The organism is Streptomyces sp. NPDC005494 (genome assembly GCF_042872025.1).
In the GTDB taxonomy this organism is placed as follows: Bacteria; Actinomycetota; Actinomycetes; order Streptomycetales; family Streptomycetaceae; genus Streptomyces.
Genome location: NZ_JBIAJR010000008.1, coordinates 123,465 through 144,304, shown reverse-complemented (window position 1 = coordinate 144,304; position 20,840 = coordinate 123,465). Strand labels below are relative to the sequence as shown.

The following is a 20,840-nucleotide window of genomic DNA, read 5'->3' as shown; positions in this document are numbered from 1 at the left end:
CGCCCCTCTCGGCCCACCGCCCCGGTCCGGTTCAGACCCGCTCGAGGAAGAAGTAGTAGAAGAGGCCGCCCATGTTCTTGCCGTTCATGATCCCCATGAGCGTGCGGTCGTCGACCGCCTTGAAGTGGTCGAAGACCGGCTGGCCGTCGTAGACCATGGTGGCCGTCGACTCGCCCCGGAACTCGACCGCCCACAAGCTTGCCTCGCCCTTGCCGAGTTCGGTGTCGCTGTACAGCGTGCCGTCCTCCCGGCGCATCATCAGCGGCTTGGCGTCCTCCGCCGAGTTGAACGTCTTGCCGTACCAGCCGAGCTTCGGCAGACGCCCGTTGAGCGGATGCCCGGTGTCGAACTCGCCGCCCCGCCACTCGCCGAGGATCTCCTCGACCCGCACGGTCGGCAACACGGCCCAGATGGCGTCCAGTTCCTCGGTGGGGACGGCGGAGTCCTTGGTCCGCAGGACCGCGAACCGGGTCCGCGCCTCGTCGATGTCCATCGGCTTCCCTCCTCAACGATGTGAAACAAACATCCGTAGTATGTATCACTGTGTCGGACAGGGCCAGAGGGTGAACCGCCGGGTGTCCATGGGCGGTCGGCGGTCGGAGGGTTGCGCGGGGCGCGTGGTACGCGATCAGCGCATCGCGTGGTCCCCGTCGGCGTCCGTGGCCTCCGCCGCCTCCGGACGCTCGAACTGGGTGCGGTGCAGCTCCTCGTACCGTCCGCCCAGGCGCAGCAGTTCGTCGTGCGTACCGCGTTCCACGACTCGGCCGTCCTCGACGACCAGGATCAGGTCGGCGGCCCGCACGGTCGAGAGCCGGTGGGCGATGACCACGGCTGTGCGGCCCTCCAGGGCCTCCGCCAAGGCTTCCTGCACGGCGGCCTCCGAGGTCGAGTCCAGGTGAGCGGTCGCCTCGTCCAGGATCACCACCCGCTGACGTGCCAGCAGCAGGCGTGCGATGGTGAGCCGCTGGCGTTCACCGCCGGAGAGCCGGTAGCCGCGCTCGCCGACCACCGTGTCCAGGCCCTCGGGCAGCGACGCGACCAGGCCGTCCAGGCGCGAGCGGCGCAGGGCGTCCCAGATCTCCTCCTCGGTGGCCTCCGGCCGGGCGAGCAGGAGGTTGGCGCGCACCGACTCGTGGAAGAGGTGCCCGTCCTGGGTGACCATGCCCAGCGTCCTCCGGATCGAGTCCGCCGTCAGGTCGCGCACGTCGACGCCGTTCAGCCGTACGGCACCGGCATCGGCGTCGTACAGCCGGGGAAGCAGCTGTGCGATCGTCGACTTGCCCGCCCCGGACGAACCCACGAGCGCGACCATCCGGCCCGGCTCCGCCGTGAACGAGATGCCGTGCAGCACCTGGGCGCCGCCCCCCGTGCCGAGCGCTGCGACCTCTTCGAGCGAGGCGAGGGAGACCTTGTCGGCGGAGGGATAGCCGAAGGACACGTCGTCGAACTCCACGGACACCGGCCCCTCCGGCACCTCACGGGCGTCGGGCTTCTCGGTGATCAGCGGTTCGAGGTCCAGGATCTCGAAGACCCGCTCGAAGCTGACCAGCGCACTCATCACCTCCACGCGGGCACCGGCCAGTGCCGTCAACGGGGCGTAGAGCCGGGTGAGGAGGAGGGCCAGGGCGACGACCGCCCCCGGTTCCAGGCTGCCGCGCAGCGCGTAGAAGCCGCCCAGCCCGTAGACCAGGGCGAGGGCGAGCGCCGACACCAGGGTGAGGGCGGTGATGAAGGTGGACTGGAGCATCGCCGTCCGGATGCCGATGTCACGTACCCGGCCCGCCCGGGCGGCGAACTCGGCGGACTCGTCGGCCGGGCGCCCGAAGAGCTTGACGAGCGTGGCGCCCGGCGCCGAGAAGCGCTCGGTCATCTGGGTGCCCATGGTGGCGTTGTGACCGGCTGCTTCCCGCTGCAGGCCCGCCATCCGGGTACCCATCCGGCGGGCGGGGACGACGAACACCGGCAGCAGGACCAGGGCGAGCAGCGTGATCTGCCAGGAGATGGTGAGCATCACGGCAAGCGTCAGCAGCAGGGTGACGAGATTGGAGACGACGCCGGAGAGGGTGTTGCTGAACGCCCGCTGGGCGCCGATGACGTCGTTGTTGAGCCGGCTGACCAGCGCGCCGGTGCGGGTGCGGGTGAAGAACGCCACCGGCATCCGCTGGACGTGGTCGAAGACGGCGGTCCGCAGATCGAGGATCAGCCCCTCGCCGAGGGTGGCCGAGAGCCACCGCGTGAGGAGCCCGAGGCCCGCCTCCGCCACCGCGATCACCGCGATGAGCGCGGCGAGCCGGATGACGGCGGAGGGATCCTCACCCCCCACGATCGCGTCGACGACCCCGCCCGCCAGTACCGGAGTCGCCACGGCCAGCAGGGCGGTGACGACGCTCAGCAGCAGGAAGCGGACGATCCTGCTCCGGTGCGGCCGGGCGAACACCGCGATGCGGCGCAGTGTGGCCCTGGAGAAGGGTCTGCGGTCCTGCTGCGCGTTCATCGTGCTGTGCAGCGAATGCCACGCGGTGACTTCCATGTCCATGCGGGTGCCTCCAGAAGTGGTGGGTACGCACGGAACGCTAAGACCTCAAGCAAACCTGAGGTCAAGGGTTCACCGCGCGCTTCACCCGACTGTGCGGTCAGCGCGCCCGTACGGTCGCCATGACCTCCCGGTCCGGCTGAAGGGTGAGTGTCGGCACGGGGTTCACGGTGCCGGGGTCGACCTCCAGCTCGAAGCGCCGGGCGAGCACGGCGAGGACCAGGACCGCCTCCACCATCGCGAAGCGCGTACCCAGGCAGACCCGGGGCCCACCACCGAAGGGGTACCAGGCGTACTCGGGGATCTCGTCGCCCTCCTGCGCGTCCCAGCGCTCGGGGCGGAACACCTCGGGCTCGGGGAACCACCGCTCGTCCCGGTGCGTGGCCCACTGGCTGCTCCACACCCGTGTGCCCTCCGGCATCGGTACACCGCCGATGCGGGCCCCCTCCTTGGCGATTCCGGTGACCAGCCAGATGGTCGGGTACAGCCGCAGGGTCTCTTTCACCACCGCCTGGGCGTAGGTCAGCCGGGCGTAGTCGTCGATCCCCGGTTCCCGGTCGCCGAGCACCCGGTCCAGCTCCTCGGCGAGCGCGGCCCGTGCGTGCGGGGTGCGCGACAGCAGATACCAGGCCCACACCAGCGTCGAACTCGTCGTCTCGTGGCCCCCGATGTAGAGCGTCACCGTCTCGTCGCGGATCTCCTTGTCGGACAGGTGCGCCCCGGTCTCGTCCACCGCGGTGAGCAGCCGGCTCAGCAGATCGGGGCGCTCCCCGTCCCCGTCGCGGTGGCGGGCCACCACACGCCCCACCTCGGCGTCGATCACCCGGGCGGCCTTCTTGATCCTGGCCCGCCCGGGGGTCGGCACCCAGTCGGGCAGCACGGCACCGAGGCCGCTGAACTCCTTGCCGATCTCCTGCTGGGCGATGTCCATCGCGCGGCCCATCGACTCCGCGTCGGCCGGCGTGTCCACCCCGAAGATCGTGCGGACGGCGATCTTCTGCGTCAGGGCCGCCATCACCCGCTTGACGTCCACCCGTTCGCCGTCCGACCAGGTGTCCGCCAGTTCCACGGTGCACGCCGTCATCGTGGAGGCGTAGGACTTCACCTGCTTGGGCCGCACCGACGGCTGCACCAGTGAGCGCTTGCGCCGCCAGTCCGGGCCGCGCGCGACGACGACGCCGTTGCCCATGACCGTACGGAAGGCGATGCCCAGCAGGGGCTGGTCGAAGGTGCGCTCCGTCTCGGTGAGCAGATCGCCGATGCACTCCGGATCGGCGATGAAGACACAGTTGTTGCGGCCGAAGCGCCAGCTCACCATGTCGCCGTATCCGCGCAGGCGCTCGAAGAACGCCAGCGGATCCTTGCCGAACTGCGGCAGGCTCCCCAGGAGGGGGAGCCCTCTCGGTCCCTGGACGACCCGGTGACCGCGTGGCTCGGCATCCAGGGCCGCACCGGTTTCCGTGGACATGAGGGCTCCTGTCATCTGCCTTACCCGGTACGTGAGTTGGTCAGCCTAATGCCATTCGGTCGTGGGTTCGAAGCGAGAATCAGCCGTGCCGCGGCCGGGCATGCCCGAGGGCCACCGGGCGGATGCCGACGGCCCTCGGGTGTGGGGGCGGGGGAGCGGTCAGACCCCCGGCGGGACCCGGGAGGGGCGGCCCGTGCCACGGGTGAGGCCGTAACCGAACACCGCTGCCAGCGCGGCGAGCACGCCGCCGCCCACGGTCCACAGCCAGCGGTCGGTCCACCAGCCGGAGGACCAGCCGTCCTCCGGCTCACTGCCGAGCGGGGCGGCCTGCGGGGAGTCACCGTCCTGCTCCGAGTCGCCGTCCTGCTGCGCGGAGGCCAAGGACACGCCGGGCACCAGGGGTTCGGCGAGTGCGCCGCCGACGTCGTGCGCGCCGCCCTGGGCGGTGGAGGTGACCTCGGTCTCGACGTGGACCGGGAGCCCCAGGTCCTCCTCGGCGAGGCCGGTCACCGTCAGGCGCACGTAGTAACTCCCCGGAAGGGGGTCGAACGCCCACGGTTCGGCCCAGGCCCGCACCGTACGCAGGACGCAGGACAGCTCGACCGTGCCGGCGTCCGGCGCAGCCTTCCTGGTCTGGTGGCCGTACATGCAGGCCTGCCTGCGGCGCAGTCCGTCGTACACGTCGACCTGCCAGGTCGACGCTCCGTGCCTGGTGGCGCTCTCGGGCAGGCTCACCTTCGCGCGGACGGTGGGCCGTTGGCCCGAGTCGGCGGGGAAGACCCAGTAGAGGTAGTCGCCCGTGGACGCGTCGGCCGTGGCCGTCTGCTCCTGCTGGATCGCCGTGGCGGTACGGAAGGTGGTGCCCGCCTCCGTGGGCCCGGCGGTCTCCCCGTCCGCCGGGCTCGCGCTCGCTGACGGGTCGTCGGCCACGGCGGCGCCCGCCGAGGTGAGCAGGGTGACGCCTGCGAGCAGCGCGCCCGCACAGGCGCGGCCCAGACGGTTCCTACGGGGGGTACGCATCAGTTGGTCCTCCAGACCGCAACGCGCCAGCGCGAGATCCAGCCGAACAGCAGACCTGCGATCAGCCCGGTCAGCACCATGACGCCCAGCAGCCACCAGCCGCGGCCCAGGCCGAACGCGGCGACGTCGGACGCGTCGTCAGGGCCTTCGACCAGGTCGATGGTGAGCTCGACGGGCATCCCCGGAGTGGTCTTCACGGACGGGGGTGCCGAGAACGAGTTGCTCAGCTGGAGGCAGACGGCCTCGGCGGCGGGCTTCAGGTCCTCGTCGGAGACGTCGGCGTCCTCCTGCTCGGGCTTCGGATAGCGCAGCCCGGTGGAGACGGCGTCCGTACGGCCCGTGCCGGACTCCGCGCCCCGGACGATCTCGCGGCCGTGCGTGGTCACGGCCCGCAGCAGGACCCCGTAGTCGTCGTTCACCGCACGGTCCGCCGCCACGCTCACCGACGCGCGCAGTTCCTGGCCGGGCAGGACGTCCACCCGGTACCAGCGGTGCTTCCCGATCTCCTGGCGGTCGGTGTAGAGCCCGGCCTTCAGCTGCGGGGCCGCGGAGCAGCTGCCCGCACCCTCGGTCGCCACCGGGGTGACGACGGGCTCGGCGGCCCTGTCCACCAACTGCTTGACGCGGCCGGAGAGTTCATCCGTGTGCTGGACGGCCGTGTACGTTCCGCCGGTGGCCTCGGCGATGCAGGTCAGCTGCTGCCGGATCTTGGCGTTCGGGACCAGGCCCAGCGTGTCGATGACGAGGTGGATGCCCCGGGCGGCGATGTCGCGCGCGACCTCGCACGGGTCGAGCGGCCCGCAGGTGTCCTCGCCGTCGGTGATCAGGACGATGCGCCGGGTGGCGTCCCCGCCCTGGAGGTCGTCGGCGGCACCGAGCAGGGCGGGACCGATCGGGGTCCAGCCGGTCGGCGTCAGCGTGGCGACGGCGGTCTTGGCCTCGGTGCGGTCGAGCGGGCCGACCGGGTACAGCAGCTTGGTGTCCTTGCAGCCGACCTTGCGGTCGTCGCCCGGGTAATCGGCCCCGAGCGTACGGATCCCGAGTTCGACCTCCTCGGGCACCGCGTCCAGGACATCGTTGAACGCCTGCTTGGCGGCGGATATCCGGGACTGGCCGTCGATGTCGCGGGCACGCATGGAACCGCTGACGTCGAGGACCAGTTCGACCTTGGGGGACGGGGTGGTGGAGGGTTCGTCGGCCGCGGCCGGGACGGCGGTGCCGAACCCGGCGGCCAGGGTGGCGAGCAGGACGCACACCCCGGCCGTCAGCCGTTTTCTTGTGATCATCGCCGGATCCTATTGAAGATCCACGGTCATCCCCAAAACCGCTCGGCGGGACGTGATTTCGGGGCCCACTCAACCGCCGAGCAGCGGCTCCGCGGCCCTGTCCAGCACCGAACCCACGCGCTCCCAGGCCTCGGTGTCACGCTCCAGCGCCGGGAGGGCTGCGTCGGCGTCGGCGTTGTCGGCCCTGGCGTTCCAGCGGGTCGCGATGGCGACCGGGTCGCCCCCGCCCGCCGCCGACGCCGCCAGCGCCGCCGCGCCGAGGGCGACCAGCTCGCCGCTGCCGGGCACGATCAGAGGGCGGCCCGAGAGGCGCCGTACGGTCTCGACCCAGGTGCGTCCCTGGGCCCCGCCGCCGATCAGCCGCAGGGGCCGGGAGGCGACCTCGGGGTCGGCCGGGTCGAGGCCGCAGGCCCGCAGCAGTTCGTCGAGCGCGCGCAGCACGGTGAAGGCCGCGCCCTCGTAGGCCGCTCCCAGCAGCTGCTGCGGCGTGGTGTCGTGCCGCAGACCGGTGAGGAGCCCGGCCGATGTGGGCAGGTCCGGGGTGCGCTCGCCGTCCAGGTACGGCAGGAGGACCGCCTCACCGCCGGGCGTCGCGTCGTCGCGGTGAAGTCCGAGCAGGGAGGCCACCTTGTCGACGGCCAGGGTGCAGTTGAGGGTGCAGGCCAGCGGGAGGTACGTCCCGTCGGCGGCGGCGAAACCGGAGAGTGCAGTGGAGGCGGGCCTGGTCCGGGACGCGGCGAAGACCGTACCCGAGGTACCCAGGCTCAGGACCGGGTGGTCCAGCAGCCCGGCGCCGCCCAGGCCGAGGCCGACGGCGGCGCTCATGTTGTCGCCGGTGCCGGCCGCGACGGCGATCCCCGCCGGCAGGCCGAGCGCCTCGGCCGCGGACTCGGTCAGGGAGCCGATGCGGGTGCCGCCGGTGGCGGCGACCTCGGGCAGCATCGACGTGTCCAGACCGAGGCGGTCCAGGAGCTCGGGGTCGTAGGCACCCGTCTCCGTCGAGTACCAGCAGGTCCCCGACGCGTCGCCCGGGTCGGTCGCCGCGACGCCGGCGAGCCGCTCGGTGAGGAAGTCGTGGGGGAGCCGCACGGAGGCCGTCGCCTCGGCGTTCGCCGGGTCGTTCTCGCGCAGCCACCGCCACTTCGTGGCCGTCATGGAGGCGACGGGCACCGTGCCCGTGCGCGCGGTCCAGGCCTCGGGCCCGCCCAGCTCCGCGACGAGAGCGGAGGCCTGCGGCGCGGAGCGCGTGTCGTTCCACAGGAGCGCGGGGCGCAGCGGGCGGCCGGACCCGTCGAGGACCACGAGGCCGTGCTGCTGCCCGGCGACGGCGATGCCCGTGACGGAGGAGGCGGAAAGCCCGGACTCCTTGAGCCCCGCCGCGACGGCGTCGCAGAGCGCCCGCCACCAGATCTCGGGGTCGGTCTCGCGCGCCCCGCCCTCGCCCGTGACGACGTGGGGGGCGCGGCCGACGGCGAGGAGCTCGCCCGTCTCGGCGTCGGTGACTGCAGCCTTGGTGGACTGGGTGGAGCTGTCCACGCCGATGACGACGGTACGCGGCGGCATGGGCTACCTCTTCTCGTGCGGTTTCCGGTGGTGCGGGTTTTGGGAGTGCGACAAACAAATTACGTGATCGATGGCGTCCCGAACAGAGGCGGCCCCCGTTCCGTGCTCCGGGGGGTTACGTCACCGCGGTGCCGTGTGCATAATTAATCATGTCAGTGAACAAATAGGCCCGGGGTACTGACGACGGCTCCGGACCCCAGGCAGGCTAAGGCGGAGACACCATGACGGAACGCTTCACTCCCACTCCCGCGGACAGGTTCACCTTCGGTCTGTGGACCGTGGGCTGGCGTGGCAACGACCCGTTCGGTGACGCGACGCGTCCCGCGCTGGACCCGGTCGAGTCGGTGGAGCGGCTCGCCGAGCTCGGCGCCCACGGTGTCACCTTCCACGACGACGACCTGATCCCCTTCGGGTCCGACGACGCCGAGCGCGCCCGGCTGATCGGCCGCTTCAAGGACGCCCTGGACCGCACCGGGATGAAGGTCCCGATGGCCACCACCAACCTGTTCACCCACCCGGTGTTCAAGGACGGCGGCTTCACCTCCAACGACCGCGACGTACGCCGCTTCGCGCTGCGCAAGGTCATCCGCAACATCGACCTGGCCGCCGAGCTCGGCGCGAAGACCTACGTCGCCTGGGGCGGACGTGAGGGCGCGGAGTCCGGCGGCGCCAAGGACGTCCGCGTCGCCCTGGACCGGATGAAGGAAGCCTTCGACCTGCTGGGCGACTACGTCACCGAGCAGGGCTACGACCTGCGCTTCGCGATCGAGCCCAAGCCCAACGAGCCCCGCGGCGACATCCTCCTGCCCACCATCGGGCACGCGCTGGCGTTCATCGAGCGCCTGGAACGCCCCGAGATGGTCGGCGTGAACCCCGAGACCGGCCACGAGCAGATGGCCGGACTGAACTTCCCCCACGGCATCGCCCAGGCCCTGTGGGCCGGCAAGCTCTTCCACATCGACCTCAACGGCCAGTCCGGCATCAAGTACGACCAGGACTTCCGCTTCGGCGCCGGAGACCTGCGCCAGGCCTTCTGGCTGGTGGACCTCCTGGAGTCCTCCGACTACACCGGCTCCCTCCACTTCGACTTCAAGCCGGTACGCACCGACGGCATCGACGGCGTGTGGGAGTCCGCGAAGAACTGCATGCGCAACTACCTCATCCTCAAGGAACGCGCCCTCGCCTTCCGCGCCGACCCCGCCGTCCAGGAGGCCCTGACCGCCTCCCGCCTCGACGAACTCGCCAAGCCCACCGCCGAGGACGGCCTCAAGGCCCTCCTCGCCGACCGCACCGCCTACGAGGACTTCGACGCCACCGCGGCCGCCGAACGCTCCATGGCCTTCGAAGCCCTCGACCAGCTCGCCATGGAACACCTCCTCGGCGTCCGCTGACCCACCCCCGGGGTGTCCGACGGCCCACCGCCGGACACCCCGGTCCGCAGGCTCTGCCCTCTGCCCTCAGGCGTCCGTGGCCGGAGCCGGCCGGGCGTACGCGACCGGGTCGGCCAGCACGTCCTGCACCACCAGGGCCGCCGCACCCCGGGCCGCGTCACCCGCGACGGACGACGCGCGCAGCCTGCCGCCGCCCCGGGACCAGAGGCCGGACACCACGCGTCCTGTCAGCTCCTCGTCGGCGGGCGGTGAGAGCCAGGGCATCAGGCTCCGGTATATCCCGCCGAGCACCACGGCGTCCGGGTCGAACAGATTCACCGCGCCGGACAGCACCTGCCCCAGCATCCGGCCGGCGTCGGCCACGGCGGCCAGGGCCACGGCATCACCCGCCTGCGCCCGCCGCTCCAGCTCCATGACCCCGGCGGCCCCGCCACCCGCCTCGTCGATGCCCGCCGCCCGCAGCAGGGCGGACTGGCCGGCGTACTGCTCCAGGCAGCCGCGCGATCCGCAGCGGCACTCGGGACCCGCCGGATCCACCACCACGTGCCCGATCTCCCCGGCGAAGCCGTGCGCTCCGCGCAGCAGCTCGCCGTCGAGGACGAGAGCGCCACCGACACCGATCTCGCCGGTCAGGTAGAGGAAGCTGCGGACCGTGTCCAGGCCGCCGAACCACAGCTCGGCCAGCGCCGCGAGATTCGCCTCGTTCTCCGAGCGCACCGGCAGCCGAGCCGTCGCGGGGCGCCGCGCGGCGAGCGCGTCGGCGAAGAGCTCCTCCGCCGCGACCTGGTTCCAGCCCAGGTTCGGCGCCTGGCGCACCGAGCCGCCCGACACGAGACCCGGCAGGGCGAGCGCCGTCCCCACGGGACAGAGGTCCTGTTCCCGCGCCGAGTCCAGGGTGCGGGCCGCGATGCCCGCGGCCCTGGCCAGTACCTCTTCGGGCGGAGCTCCGCGGTTGTCCAGATGCTCGGTCTGCCGGACCCGGCCGGTTCCCGCGAGGTCCACGACGCACACCGACACGTAGTCGATGTTGATCTCCACACCGAGTCCGGCGGGCCCGGTGCGCGCCACCTTCAGGGCGGTGCCGGGGCGCCCGGCCTGTCCGCTGAACGTCTTGCCCGACTCGGTGACGAAGCCGCTGTCCAGCAGCTGCTCCACCAGGGAGGACACCGCGGCCCGGGTGAGCCCCACCCGGGCGGACACTCCGGCCCGGGTCGCCTCACCGGCCTCACCCTCGTCCCGTACGGCGCGCAGCACCAGGCTCAGGTTGTGGCGCCGCACGGTGTCCTTGTCGGCCTTGGACCCCAGGGGCGTGAGGTAGCTCTTCATATCGCCGACGAGCCTATGCGATGGCGCACATCTGTACGGACCCGAGGAGGGCCCCTCCCGCCGGCCCCGCGGTCACGCCCGTCCTGTCGGCCCGCGGTCACACCCGTCGCGCCGGGTCCGCGGTCACGCCCGTCGTGCCGGGTCCGCGGTCACGCCCGTCGTGCCGGGCCTGCGGTCATCGCGTGCGAGTGGCTTCCTGCGGCACGACGCTGGTCCTGTCCGGGCGCCGACCGTGGTCCTGAGCAGGTGACCATCGATCTGCCCGACGGGCGTGACCAGTTGAGCACCCGAGTGTTTCCCGGCTTCGCCGAGCTGCGCACCCAGGTGTACGACCAGATCCAGGCAGCGAAGCGGGGGCAGGCGTGAGACACCTGCCCCCGCCCGCCGACAGCGCTACAGGTCAGCGGCGTCCTTCACGGCGCCCAGGTCGACGAACTTGAAGCCGGTCGCCTCACGGTCCTCCTCGACGCCCGTCGCGGATGTCTCGTGCCCGTCCTGGACCACCAGCAGGCCGCGCGGGTAGCGGGAGCCCAGAGGCTTGTCGAGCACGGCGGCCCCGTCGCACTCCTCGCTGCCGTCGAGGTCGGCCGACACGGCGGTGACGCGGAAGCCGCCCTCGTACTCGTTGTCCTCGGACACCTCACGGTCGTACAGGGCGAAGCTGTTGTCGCCCTGACCCGACGCGAAGAGGTAGCCGTCCCCGCCGGACTCCTGGAGCAGGGTCAGCCCCTCCACGTCCGCCGCCAGCCGCTTGCCGCCGAATCCCGGGTCCGCGCCGGGTGCGCACTCCTCGGTCTCCGTGTCGTACGTCCCGGGGACGCCGTACTCCCTGACCTTGTCCACCAGGACCGGGCGGCCGTTCAGGCCGGCGGGCAGACGCCAGATGCCGACGTCCTCCTGGCCGGCGTACAGCATGCCGTTCGCCGGGTCGACGACCATTCCCTCGACCTGCGGAAGCTCGCCGGGCTCACCGCACGGCGTCCACGAGGTGCCGTCCGGAAGCCGGAACGAGGAGGGCAGCGAGAGCGTGCGCACCAGGCTGTAGCCCACCGTGCCGGCCGCGGTCGGACGCAGCTCCAGCAGAGCGAGGTCGGTGGTGTTGCGGCGGCTGACGAGCGCGTACGAGCGACCGGTGGCACGGTCCTGCCAGGTGGCGAGCCCGTACGCCGTCCGCTGCTCGTTGATCTCGGCCTGGTCCGACGAGAAGACGGGGGCGGCGGCGGGGTCGGTGACGTCCTTCAGCGGGCCGCCGGGCTGCGAGGGGTCGATGCGGTAGATCCGGAGGCGGTCGTTGCCCCGGTCGCTCACCACGGCCACATCGGTGCGGCCCGCCGGGGTGCGGAGGCCACCGAGGAGGTCGACGTTGTTGAACCGGCCCGGAGCGTCGTCCTGCGCCCCGGACGAGGGTGCCGGGAGGGACTGGACCAGGGAGGCGTCCAGGCCGTAGACCCGGAGCCCGCCCTCCTTCGCGGTGGCGACGACCAGGCTGCGGCCGGGGTCGGCGTCGTTGCGCCAGATCGCCGGGTCGTCGGCGTTGGCGTTGCCACCCGCCTCGTCGTCGTACAGCGCGGCCGTCTCCGCCGTCGCACCCACGGCCGGCAGCGACCGGGCGTGGGCGGGGGACAGCGGTACGAGCGTGATCAGCGCGGAACCGAGGAGAGCGGTGGCCGCCAGGCGAGGGGAGCGGTGCATGCGCACGGATGCTTCCTGTCGTGAGAGGGACATGTCCATGACTCGTCAGGAAGTGTCGGGCTGCGGGGCGGTGTTCCGGTGTCACACCCGTGGGCGGGACATGGGCGGCAGGTGAATTCCCGGTGTCGCGGGGTGCCGCCGCGCGTGCCGGGTCCGGCGAGGCGGGGCGGTGCCGGGCCCGTGTCGTGGGGCGGTGTTGGGTCCGGCGAGGCGGGGCGGTGCCGGGTCCATGTCGTAGGGCGGCGCAGGGTCCGGCGAGGGCGAGGCCGGGTCCGCGGAGAGGGACGGCGTCGGGTCCGGCGAGGCGGGGCGGTGCCGGGTCCATGTCGTAGGGCGGCGCAGGGTCCGGCAAGGCGAGGCCGGGTCCGCGGAGAGGGACGGTGCCGGGCCCGTGTCGTGGGGCGGTGCCGGGCCGGTGTCGCGGGGGTGGTGCCGGGGCCGGTGACGACGATCGCCACCGGCCCCGGCACCCGCGGCCCCGACGGCTCAGGGCTTCGCGCCCCTGGCCTCCAGCATGTCCGCCATGAGCGAGATCTCCGACTCCTGCGCGCGGGCCATGCCCGCGGCCAGCCCTCTGATCTCGTCCGTGTCCGCCGAAGCGGCCGCGGCCTGCGCCATGTCGGCGCCCGCGCGGTGATGGACGGTCATCAGCCGGAGGAACAGCACCTCGGCGTCCCTGCCCTCGGCCGCGCGAAGCCGGTCCAGCTGGGTGTCGGTCGCCATGCCCGGCATCAGGGAACCGTCGTCCGGGGTGGCCGGGTGGCCCATCCACTCCATGGGCGGCTGGTCCGAGCTCTTGGGCCTGCCCCACGACTCCAGCCAGCCCAGCATCATGCCCCGCTGGTTGGCCTGGGTGTTGATGATGTCGTACGCGAGCCGCCGCACGTCCTCGTCCTCGGTGCGGTCCCGGACGATGAACGCCATCTCCACCGCCTGCTGGTGGTGGACCGACATGTCCCGGGCGAACCCGACGTCGGCCGAGGTCTCCGCCGGAGCGGCGGAGGACGTGCCGGAGGCGGCGCCGGAGGGCGAGGCCGCCGAGGGCCGGACGACCATCAGCAGGACGAGTCCCACCGCCACCACGAACACCACGGCTCCCGCCCACACCAGTGGCCGGGAAGCGCGCGTGGAGGAGGTCACTTGGCGACCCCGCCGGAGCAGGCGGCACCCGGCTCAGGGGTCTGCGCGCCCTGGACGTACTTGGTGAAGAACTGCGCCACGCGCTTGTCGGTGGCGCTCTTCACCGTGAGCTGCTTGCCCCAGGCGCTGAGCATCAGCGGGTCCTTCTGGTCGGCCACGGGGCTCATCAGCGAGTAGGGCGTCTTGCCGACGCGCTCCGCCAGTGCCTTGACGTCGGCGTCCTTCGCCTTCTCGTTGTACGTGACCCAGACCGCGCCGTGCTCCAGCGAGTGGACAGCGTTCTCGTTCGGTATCGCCTCGGTGTAGACGTCGGCGTCGCAGTTCATCCACACCGGGTTGTGGTCGCCGCCGACGGGCGGGTTCATCGGGTAGTCGACGGCCTTCTCGACGTGGTTCTGGGTCAGCTTGTCCCAGGACTTCTCGCCGGTGACGGGAGAGGTCTTGGCCTGTTCCTCGGCCTTGTCCTTCTCGTCGGCGGCCGACACCAGGTAGCCACCGCCGGCCACGAGAGCGGCCAGCACGGCGACAGCCGCGGTGATGGTGATGATGCGGCTGCGGCGCTCGCGGGCCCGCTCCTTGCGGCGGGCCTCATCGAGCTTCGCGCGGCGCGCGGCGGAGGTGGTGTTCTTGCTCTTGGCGGAAGCCATGTCTGGGTCCTCGGGTTCGGCGGACGGCGTGCGCGGAAGGCGCGGCACGCGGGGGAGGCGTACGGAGGATCCGCCGCCGGCGCGGTCACGGCGCGGGACGGCGGAGGTCCGGCCTCTAGATCCGCTGGACCTGCAGACGCAGATGATCGACGGCGTGCACGCCGTCGTTGGAGGGACCCCGGATGACCGCGGCGCCGGAGAGCGGGGCGGTCCGGGGAGCGGCCGAGCCGCACGGCAGCGCGGCGGGAGCGGCGGGGCCCGGCAGGACGACGGCCGAGGAGTGGTCCGTCGCGCCGTGGCAGGAACTGCCGACGCCGCGCTCGGCGGGGGCGTCGGCCGTCACCACCGACACGACCGCGGAGGGCGCCGGGGTGAAGGCGCGGGCCGCGGTCGTGGAGGGGGCTTCGGCGCGGGGTGAGGCGGGGGCGGTGTGCGCACAGCAGAGGAACACGGCCATGAGTATCAGCGCCCAGGCCAGAGCGGCGGGCAGGCTGTTCGTGCCCCGCCGCCGGTCCGTCCTCACGCCGTCTCTGGTCATCGCCGCCATCGTAATGGTGTGTGAAATTTCAATGAGTCCGGGCCCACAGCTTGGCAGGATAGTGTGCCTCGGTGACGACGCAATCGAACATACCTGCGGGTTGGCATCCGGACCCCCACGGCGCGCCCCAACTGCTGCGCTTCTGGGACGGCACCGCCTGGACCGAACACACCCACCCGGCCCAGGCGCCCGCCCAGACCTCGGCGCCGGCGCAGGCCCAGGCGCCCGCCCAGGCTGCCGCGCAGGCGCAGGTACAGCCGCAGGCCGGGTCCCAGCAGCAGTTCGTTCCCCAGCAGGCCGCCACGCAGCAGGGCGGCGCCCCTCAGCAGTTCGCTCCCCAGCCCCAGCAGGGCACGCCGGGCGGCGGTTCCCTGTTCGACCAGCAGGTCCTGGTGGTGAACCAGAAGGCCAAGCTGATCGAGGTCACCAACGAGTACCGCGTCTGCGACCAGCAGGGCAACACCGTCGGTTCGGTCGTGCAGGTCGGCCAGAGCGCTCTGCGCAAGGGACTCAGGTTCGTCTCCAGCATCGACCAGTACCTCACCCACCGGCTGGAGATCCGCGACGCCTACGGGCAGCCGCAACTGCTCCTGACCAGGCCCGCCAAGTTCATCAAGTCCAGGGTCGTCGTGCAGCGACCGGACGGGCAGCCCGTCGGCGAGATCGTCCAGCAGAACGCCATCGGCAAGATCAATTTCGCCATGACGGTCGACGGACGCCAGGTCGGAGCGATCAAGGCGGAGAACTGGCGCGCCTGGAACTTCGCCATCGTGGACCACAACGACGCCGAGATCGCCCGGATCACCAAGACCTGGGAAGGCTTGGCGAAGACCATGTTCACCACGGCGGACAACTACGTGCTCCAGATCCACTACCGGCTGCCGGAGCCGCTGCTCAGTCTCGTCGTGGCGACGGCCCTGACCGTGGACACCGCCCTCAAGCAGGACGCCCGCGGCTTCGGCTGAGCCTCCCGGCCGGCGGGGGCGTCGGCGCCCGGCCCGCCCCCGCCTGTGGTCCAGGGCGCCCCGCCCGCGACTACTCGGTGCCCTCCGGCTCCGTCGCGTCCATCTCCGCCAGCACCCGCTCGGCCACCGCGAACGCCGAGTTCGCCGCGGGCACCCCGCAGTAGACCCCCGTCTGCAGGAGCGCCGCACCGATCTCCCGCGGGCCGAGTCCGTTGCGTACCGCGGCGCGGACGTGCATCGCCAGTTCGCCGTAGTGGCCGTGGGCGACCAGGGCGGTCAGCGTGATGAGGCTGCGCTCGCGCCGGGACAGCGTCGGGTCGGTCCAGATCTCGCCCCAGGCGTAGCGGGAGATGAAGTCCTGGAAAGGGGCCGTGAACGCCGTGGTCGCCGCCTGCGCCCGGTCCACGTGAGCGTCACCGAGAACCTCGCGGCGCACCGCCGTACCGCTCTCGCGTTCCCGTGGCGCGAAGTGGGCGCGCAGCGCCTCCCGCACCGCCTCGGGGCGTTCCGCCGGGGCCAGGTGTGAGGCGCGCGGCAGCTCCATGAGCGCCGCGCCCGGGATCCCGTCGGCGATCTCCCGGGCGTGCGCGGGAGGAGTCGCCGGGTCCTCACGGCCCGCGATGACCAGGGTCGGCGCCCGTACGCCGGACAGCGCCTCCGTCAGATCGCACTCGGCCAGCGCGTCGCAGCACGCGGCGTACGCCGAGGGGTCGGTACCCAGCAGGTCGTCGAGCAGCCGGGGCTCGGTGAACCCGGGCGTGAACCAGCGGCCCGCGGCGCTTTCCGCGACCTTGCCCAGACCTTCGGCGCGCACGAGTGCGGCACGCTCCCGCCAGGGGCCCGGGTCCCCGAAATGCGCGGAGGAACAGACCACGGCCAGCCGGTCGACCCGTTCCGGATGCCGGGCGGCGAGCCAGAGACCCACCGCGCCGCCCAGGGAGACCCCTGCGTAGGAGAACCGTTCCAGGGCGAGACGGTCGGCCAGATCCAGGACCAGCGCCCCCAGATCGGCGACCGAGGCACCCGGGCCGATCAGCCCGGCGGGCGAGCCCCCGTGGCCCGGCAGGTCCCACCGCACGATCCGGTGGGCGGCGGACAGTTCGGGGGCGACCCCGTCCCAGAGCGCGGTCGACGTGCCGAGCGACGGGCCGAGCAGCAGCGGCGGTGCGCTCGCCGGCCCTTCGGCGCGGTGGTGGAGGAGTCGGGCGGGTGTCGTGGTCATCGGCGCTCCAGAGCGCGGTCGGTGAGGGGCCCGGCGCAGCCGGTGTACCGGGCGGGGTCGGTCAGTTCGGTGAGGTCCAGGCCGGCGAAGGCGGGCTCCCCGGCGAGGATGTCCGCCAGCGGACCGCCCGTCTCCCGGGAGCGCGCGGCTGCCTCGGTGAGGATCTCCTTGGCGCGGGCGCGGCCTACCCGGTCCTCGGCGACGGCGGCCAGTCGCTCGGAGACGATCAGCCCGCCGGTGAGCCCCAGATGGCCCCGCATGGCCGCGGGGAACACCCTGAGCCCTTCCGCCAGCTCCGCGGCGTCCCGTGCCGCCCCGCCGACGAGGCGCAGCAGGTCGCGCAGCGGCTCCCACTCGGCGTGCCAGGCACCCGCGGGCCGTTCGTCAGCCGCCGCGACCGAGCCGTACAGCGTCGTCGCCGCCCCGGGCGCCCGGCGCGCGGCCGCCGCGACCAGGGTGGCGCGGACCGGATTCGCCTTGTGCGGCATGGCGGAGGAGCCGCCGCCGGATCCCTCCGCCAGCTCGCCGATCTCCGTACGGGAGAGCGTCAGCACATCGGCCGCCACCTTGCCGAGCGCGCCTGCGGTGAAGGCGAGGGCGCCGGCCAGGTCGGCGACCGGGGTGCGCAGGGTGTGCCAGGGCAGCGACGGTTCGGCCAGAGCCAGTTCCCGCGCGTACACCGTGACGAGCTCCAGCCCCGCATCGCCGTCGCCGGCCGCGAAGGCGGCCAGCGTGCCCGCCGCGCCGCCGAGCTGGGCCGGCAGCCCGTCCCGTACGGCGGTCAGCCGGTCCCGTGCGTCCAGCACCAGCGACCTCCAGCCGGCGGCCTTGAGGCCGAAGGTGGTGGGGACCGCGTGCTGGGTCAGGGTACGGCCGGGCATCGGTGTGTCGCGGTGCTCGGCCGCCAGACGCGCCAGCGCGCCGGCGGTGCGCCCGAGATCCTCCAGCACGAGACCGAGGGTGCGTGAGGCCACCAGCATCGCCGCCGTGTCCAGGATGTCCTGGCTGGTCGCGCCTCGGTGGACGAAGGGCCTGGTGTCCTCGTCCACCGCGGCCGACAGGGCGGCGACCAGAGGGATCACGGGATTGCCCCCGGACCGCGCCCGCAGTGCCAGCTCACGCACGTCGAACGCGTCGGCGTCCGCCGCCCCGGTGACCGCCCGTCCGGCCGAGGCCGGGGCGAGCCCGCAGAAGGACTGGGCCCGGGTGAGAGCCGCCTCCGCGTCCAGCATCGCCTGGAGGAAGGCGTGGTCGCCGGTGGCTGCCTCGGCCGGGGAGCCGGCCCGGCCGGGGGCGAGGAGGCCGGCATCGCTCTCGTGCATCAGCTGAACTCCAGGAAGACCGTCTCGCCGTCGCCCTGGAGACGGATGTCGAAGCGGTACGTGCGCGGGTCCGTGCGTGTCGCGACCAGTGTGGCGCGCCGGTCGGTGTCCAGCGACTTCAGCAGCGCGTCTCCCGCGCCGGCCTCCGCGTCCAGCAGGTCCGGGAGGTACACCCGGGTGTAGAGGTGCTGGACCAGCCCCCGCGCGAAGACGGCGGCACAGATGTACGGTACGCCGCCGGGCGGCAGCGTACGCACGGTCCAGCGCCCGTCCGCGTCCGTCGGTGCCCGTCCGAAGCCGGTGAAGTCCACGCCGTTGCGCCCGATCACCTTCCCCGTGGCGGGGTCGTGGCGCAGCGAGCCGGGGAGACCGGCACGGGATCCGTCGGGTGCGGGCTGCCAGGTCTCGACGATCGCGTCGGGCACCGGGTTCCCCTGGCCGTCGAGCACGAAGCCGTGGACGGTGATCGTGCCGGGGTGCCCGGCCGGGGCGACCTCGCCGCCGCCGGGGAAGGGCAGGGCGTAGCCGTAGAACGGTCCCACGGTCTGGGAGGGGGTCGGGGCGTGGGACATCAGGCGTCGCCTTCCTCGGTCCAGGTGGCGCACGGACCGTCGAGGACGATGTCCCAGCGGTAGCCGAGCGACCACTCGGGTACGGACAGATCGTGGTCGTACGTGGAGACCAGACGCTCCCGCGCTGCCTGGTCCGTGACGGAGCGGATCACCGGGTCGTACGGGAGGAGCGGATCCCCGGGGAAGTACATCTGGGTGACGAGCCGCTGGCTGAACGACGTGCCGAACAGCGAGAAGTGGATGTGCGCGGGGCGCCAGGCGTTGGTGTGGTTGCGCCAGGGATAGGCGCCCGGCTTGACGGTGGTGAACGAGTACCCGCCGTCGTCGTCGGTGAGGCAGCGCCCGAACCCGGTGAAGTTCGGGTCGAGGGGCGCCGGGTGCTGGTCGAGCTGATGGGCGTACCGCCCCGAGGCGTTGGCCTGCCAGACCTCGACGAGCTGCCCCCGCACCGGCCGGCCGGCCCGGTCGAGGACGCGGCCGGTCACGGTGATCCGCTCGCCGAGCGGCTCGCCGGTGTGCTGGGCGGTGAGGTCCCGGTCCAGCGCGGTCACGTCCGTGACGCCGAAGGCGGGCCCGGACAGCTCGACCGCCTCGGGATCGCGCAGGGGGATCAGGGAACGGTGCGGATGGCGGAAGTGGCTGCTGCGGTACGGCGGGTAGTCGCGCGGCGGATGCTCGGCACCCGGCCGGGCGGCCGCCTGTGCCCTGGCCACCTCCGCGTCGATCTCCTGCTGGGTCAATCCGTCGGGCAACGGCTGGGCGGGAAGGCCACGTGCGGTCATGTCACGGCTCCGTGAAAGCTGATAATGCTCAGTACACTGAGTAAATTTCGATGGCCTGAAGCTACCCAGACGGCGCTGTCGCGGTCAAGACCCTCAGTGCACTGTGTATCTTCGGAACCCTGGCCGGAGTAGGGCTCCGGCCGCGGGGACCTCGGACCCCGTGTCGAGGGCCGGTGACCGGCAGAGAGAGGCGGCGCCGTGCAGGCGGTCGACCTGAGCACCCACCCCGGGCATCTGGCCCGGCGCCTTCAGCAGGCACACCACCTGCTGTGGAACGCGATGGTCTCGCAGGAGACCACCTCGCCCCAGTTCGCCGTACTCAACGCGCTGACCGCCGAACCGGGTCTCGACCAGCGGACGGTGGGGGAGAGGGTCGGCCTGGACCGCTCCACCATCGCCGAGGTCGTCAGCAGGCTGCTGCGCCGCGAACTGCTGGACAAGGTGCGCGATCCCCGCGACGGACGGCGCTTCCAGCTGCGCCTCACGGACGAGGGTGCCCGTACCCATCGCCGGCTGGCCCTGCGTACGGTCCGGATGAACCAGGTCTTCCTCGGCCCGCTCTCCGCCGGTGAGCAGCAGACGCTCTTCGACCTGATGCACCGGGTCTCGGAGGCCGCCGAGACACTCCGGGTGCCCGAGGAGACGAGATGACAGGAGCGCTCGGCCCGCACGCGCTCGCCACCTCCGAGGAGATGCACCGCCACCTGGTGGACGAGGTGAACCTCGTGATCCGCAGGGTGGGCATGTACGGGGATCTGGGAATGAGCATGTGGTTCCTGATCAACCACCTTCTCGTGCTCGAGCGCAGGCCCGACGTGTGGCAGGAGCAGAAGGAACGCTGGCGCCGCCGGGGAATATGGACCCCGACGGGGACACGGGGTGCGTTCGCCCGTTACTTCCCGGCCGAGCACACACACGGCGAGGCCTCCGTCTACGCCGAGTTCGTACGCGGGGAAGGCTGGCTGAAGGCCGACCGCGTGCTCGACGCGAAGGCGTACTCCGCGCTGCGCGACGGAGTCGGCAGGTGGACCGAACGCGACCGGACGTGGACGGACGTCACCGAGACCTTCGGCCCCCCGTCGATCCACATCGGGGGCGGCAATCCACGCTACGGCCAGACCCTCGGCTACGTGAGCGGCGATCTCGCCCAGCCGATGGTGGTCTTCCACCTGTGGAACGGCACCGACCCCGGACTCCAGGACTGGCCGAGTCACGAGGAGCCGCTGCTCCTGGCAGTGCGATGCGGTGAGGGCGACCTCGCGGACAGCCTCACCTTCACGCCGCAGGGCCGGAAGCGTCGCCCCGAGGACGGCCGTCAGGAGCCGTGCCGCTGACTCCGTGGACCGTGCGAGCGGTCGGAGGGCTCGTGGGCC

General features: G+C 72.4%; 19 protein-coding genes. 4 read left to right on the top strand and 15 right to left on the bottom strand.

Features of this window, described 5'->3' with window-relative positions:
- Positions 1-31: 31 nt before the first annotated feature.
- The 6 genes from ACFYQ6_RS23195 to xylB form a co-directional block, all read right to left on the bottom strand.
- Entirely contained in the window at positions 32-493 is a 462-nt protein-coding gene (locus ACFYQ6_RS23195; RefSeq protein WP_361577923.1) for a DUF4334 domain-containing protein, read from the bottom strand.
- A 135-nt stretch (positions 494-628) separates the two neighbouring features.
- A complete protein-coding gene (locus ACFYQ6_RS23190) occupies positions 629-2,536 on the bottom strand; it encodes an ABC transporter ATP-binding protein (RefSeq protein ID WP_388764657.1) in 1,908 nt (635 codons plus the stop codon).
- Between the two features lie 97 nt (positions 2,537-2,633).
- Complete coding sequence (locus tag ACFYQ6_RS23185; RefSeq protein ID WP_361577929.1) at positions 2,634-4,001, bottom strand: cytochrome P450; 1,368 nt, start codon at positions 3,999-4,001, stop codon at positions 2,634-2,636.
- A 159-nt stretch (positions 4,002-4,160) separates the two neighbouring features.
- The gene (locus ACFYQ6_RS23180) at positions 4,161-5,021 is read right to left on the bottom strand and encodes a hypothetical protein (RefSeq protein WP_361577932.1); all 861 of its coding nucleotides are present in this window, start codon (positions 5,019-5,021) and stop codon (positions 4,161-4,163) included.
- On the bottom strand, positions 5,021-6,307 hold the full coding sequence (locus tag ACFYQ6_RS23175) for a VWA domain-containing protein (RefSeq protein ID WP_388764654.1): 1,287 nt from the start codon (positions 6,305-6,307) through the stop codon (positions 5,021-5,023). Before ACFYQ6_RS23175 ends, ACFYQ6_RS23180 begins: the two co-directional genes overlap by 1 nt.
- A gap of 69 nt (positions 6,308-6,376) precedes the next feature.
- On the bottom strand, positions 6,377-7,870 hold the full coding sequence (xylB, locus tag ACFYQ6_RS23170) for a xylulokinase (RefSeq protein ID WP_361577938.1): 1,494 nt from the start codon (positions 7,868-7,870) through the stop codon (positions 6,377-6,379).
- 221 nt (positions 7,871-8,091) lie between these two features.
- On the opposite strand from xylB, the gene xylA reads away from it, so the two are divergent.
- Complete coding sequence (gene xylA / locus ACFYQ6_RS23165) at positions 8,092-9,261, top strand: xylose isomerase (RefSeq protein WP_388764652.1); 1,170 nt, start codon at positions 8,092-8,094, stop codon at positions 9,259-9,261.
- A gap of 66 nt (positions 9,262-9,327) precedes the next feature.
- Here the strand turns inward: xylA and ACFYQ6_RS23160 are convergent, their stop codons facing one another.
- The 5 genes from ACFYQ6_RS23160 to ACFYQ6_RS23140 all read right to left on the bottom strand — a co-directional run bounded on the left by ACFYQ6_RS23160 (position 9,328) and on the right by ACFYQ6_RS23140 (position 14,604).
- Positions 9,328-10,587 (bottom strand): ROK family protein, encoded by a 1,260-nt coding sequence (locus ACFYQ6_RS23160; RefSeq protein WP_361585368.1) that lies wholly within the window; start codon positions 10,585-10,587, stop codon positions 9,328-9,330.
- A 393-nt stretch (positions 10,588-10,980) separates the two neighbouring features.
- A complete protein-coding gene (locus ACFYQ6_RS23155; RefSeq protein ID WP_388764649.1) occupies positions 10,981-12,279 on the bottom strand; it encodes a phytase in 1,299 nt (432 codons plus the stop codon).
- A 486-nt stretch (positions 12,280-12,765) separates the two neighbouring features.
- Positions 12,766-13,419 carry a DUF305 domain-containing protein gene (locus ACFYQ6_RS23150; RefSeq protein WP_361585363.1) on the bottom strand — a complete coding sequence of 218 codons (654 nt, stop codon included), beginning with the start codon at positions 13,417-13,419 and terminating at the stop codon, positions 12,766-12,768.
- Complete coding sequence (locus ACFYQ6_RS23145; protein WP_361585361.1) at positions 13,416-14,066, bottom strand: DUF3105 domain-containing protein; 651 nt, start codon at positions 14,064-14,066, stop codon at positions 13,416-13,418. The genes ACFYQ6_RS23150 and ACFYQ6_RS23145 overlap by 4 nt, the downstream gene beginning before the upstream one ends.
- A gap of 115 nt (positions 14,067-14,181) precedes the next feature.
- Positions 14,182-14,604 (bottom strand): hypothetical protein, encoded by a 423-nt coding sequence (locus ACFYQ6_RS23140; protein ID WP_388764647.1) that lies wholly within the window; start codon positions 14,602-14,604, stop codon positions 14,182-14,184.
- Between the two features lie 71 nt (positions 14,605-14,675).
- Between ACFYQ6_RS23140 and ACFYQ6_RS23135 the strand changes: the two genes are divergently transcribed.
- Positions 14,676-15,569 carry a phospholipid scramblase-related protein gene (locus ACFYQ6_RS23135; RefSeq protein WP_388764645.1) on the top strand — a complete coding sequence of 298 codons (894 nt, stop codon included), beginning with the start codon at positions 14,676-14,678 and terminating at the stop codon, positions 15,567-15,569.
- Between the two features lie 70 nt (positions 15,570-15,639).
- Here the strand turns inward: ACFYQ6_RS23135 and pcaD are convergent, their stop codons facing one another.
- From pcaD to pcaH, 4 genes are read right to left on the bottom strand one after another with little or no spacing between them, the layout of a single operon-like run.
- The gene (gene pcaD, locus ACFYQ6_RS23130) at positions 15,640-16,791 is read right to left on the bottom strand and encodes a 3-oxoadipate enol-lactonase (RefSeq protein WP_361585354.1); all 1,152 of its coding nucleotides are present in this window, start codon (positions 16,789-16,791) and stop codon (positions 15,640-15,642) included.
- Positions 16,788-18,113, bottom strand: coding sequence for a 3-carboxy-cis,cis-muconate cycloisomerase (gene pcaB / locus ACFYQ6_RS23125; protein ID WP_388764642.1), 1,326 nt, complete (start codon positions 18,111-18,113; stop codon positions 16,788-16,790). The genes pcaD and pcaB overlap by 4 nt, the downstream gene beginning before the upstream one ends.
- Positions 18,113-18,685 carry a protocatechuate 3,4-dioxygenase subunit alpha gene (gene pcaG / locus ACFYQ6_RS23120; protein WP_388764640.1) on the bottom strand — a complete coding sequence of 191 codons (573 nt, stop codon included), beginning with the start codon at positions 18,683-18,685 and terminating at the stop codon, positions 18,113-18,115. Before pcaG ends, pcaB begins: the two co-directional genes overlap by 1 nt.
- Positions 18,685-19,467 carry a protocatechuate 3,4-dioxygenase subunit beta gene (pcaH, locus tag ACFYQ6_RS23115; protein WP_361585345.1) on the bottom strand — a complete coding sequence of 261 codons (783 nt, stop codon included), beginning with the start codon at positions 19,465-19,467 and terminating at the stop codon, positions 18,685-18,687. Before pcaH ends, pcaG begins: the two co-directional genes overlap by 1 nt.
- Before the next feature lie 198 nt (positions 19,468-19,665).
- Here pcaH and ACFYQ6_RS23110 point away from each other — a divergent pair, with 198 nt between their 5' ends.
- Entirely contained in the window at positions 19,666-20,118 is a 453-nt protein-coding gene (locus ACFYQ6_RS23110; RefSeq protein ID WP_361585343.1) for a MarR family transcriptional regulator, read from the top strand.
- Positions 20,115-20,801, top strand: coding sequence for a hypothetical protein (locus tag ACFYQ6_RS23105; protein ID WP_361585340.1), 687 nt, complete (start codon positions 20,115-20,117; stop codon positions 20,799-20,801). Before ACFYQ6_RS23110 ends, ACFYQ6_RS23105 begins: the two co-directional genes overlap by 4 nt.
- Positions 20,802-20,840 lie beyond the last annotated feature (39 nt).

Excerpts from the sequence above, each read along its gene's own strand:
- ACFYQ6_RS23195 (WP_361577923.1), bottom strand. The coding sequence starts at position 493 with ATGGACATCGACGAGGCGCGGACCCGGTTCGCGGTCCTGCGGACCAAG.
- ACFYQ6_RS23190 (WP_388764657.1), bottom strand. The coding sequence starts at position 2,536 with ATGGACATGGAAGTCACCGCGTGGCATTCGCTGCACAGCACGATGAAC.
- ACFYQ6_RS23185 (WP_361577929.1), bottom strand. The coding sequence starts at position 4,001 with ATGTCCACGGAAACCGGTGCGGCCCTGGATGCCGAGCCACGCGGTCAC.
- ACFYQ6_RS23180 (WP_361577932.1), bottom strand. The coding sequence starts at position 5,021 with ATGCGTACCCCCCGTAGGAACCGTCTGGGCCGCGCCTGTGCGGGCGCG.
- ACFYQ6_RS23175 (WP_388764654.1), bottom strand. The coding sequence starts at position 6,307 with ATGATCACAAGAAAACGGCTGACGGCCGGGGTGTGCGTCCTGCTCGCC.
- xylB (WP_361577938.1), bottom strand. The coding sequence starts at position 7,870 with ATGCCGCCGCGTACCGTCGTCATCGGCGTGGACAGCTCCACCCAGTCC.
- xylA (WP_388764652.1), top strand. The coding sequence starts at position 8,092 with ATGACGGAACGCTTCACTCCCACTCCCGCGGACAGGTTCACCTTCGGT.
- ACFYQ6_RS23160 (WP_361585368.1), bottom strand. The coding sequence starts at position 10,587 with ATGAAGAGCTACCTCACGCCCCTGGGGTCCAAGGCCGACAAGGACACC.
- ACFYQ6_RS23155 (WP_388764649.1), bottom strand. The coding sequence starts at position 12,279 with ATGCACCGCTCCCCTCGCCTGGCGGCCACCGCTCTCCTCGGTTCCGCG.
- ACFYQ6_RS23145 (WP_361585361.1), bottom strand. The coding sequence starts at position 14,066 with ATGGCTTCCGCCAAGAGCAAGAACACCACCTCCGCCGCGCGCCGCGCG.
- ACFYQ6_RS23140 (WP_388764647.1), bottom strand. The coding sequence starts at position 14,604 with ATGACCAGAGACGGCGTGAGGACGGACCGGCGGCGGGGCACGAACAGC.
- pcaD (WP_361585354.1), bottom strand. The coding sequence starts at position 16,791 with ATGACCACGACACCCGCCCGACTCCTCCACCACCGCGCCGAAGGGCCG.
- pcaB (WP_388764642.1), bottom strand. The coding sequence starts at position 18,113 with ATGCACGAGAGCGATGCCGGCCTCCTCGCCCCCGGCCGGGCCGGCTCC.
- pcaG (WP_388764640.1), bottom strand. The coding sequence starts at position 18,685 with ATGTCCCACGCCCCGACCCCCTCCCAGACCGTGGGACCGTTCTACGGC.
- pcaH (WP_361585345.1), bottom strand. The coding sequence starts at position 19,467 with ATGACCGCACGTGGCCTTCCCGCCCAGCCGTTGCCCGACGGATTGACC.
- ACFYQ6_RS23105 (WP_361585340.1), top strand. The coding sequence starts at position 20,115 with ATGACAGGAGCGCTCGGCCCGCACGCGCTCGCCACCTCCGAGGAGATG.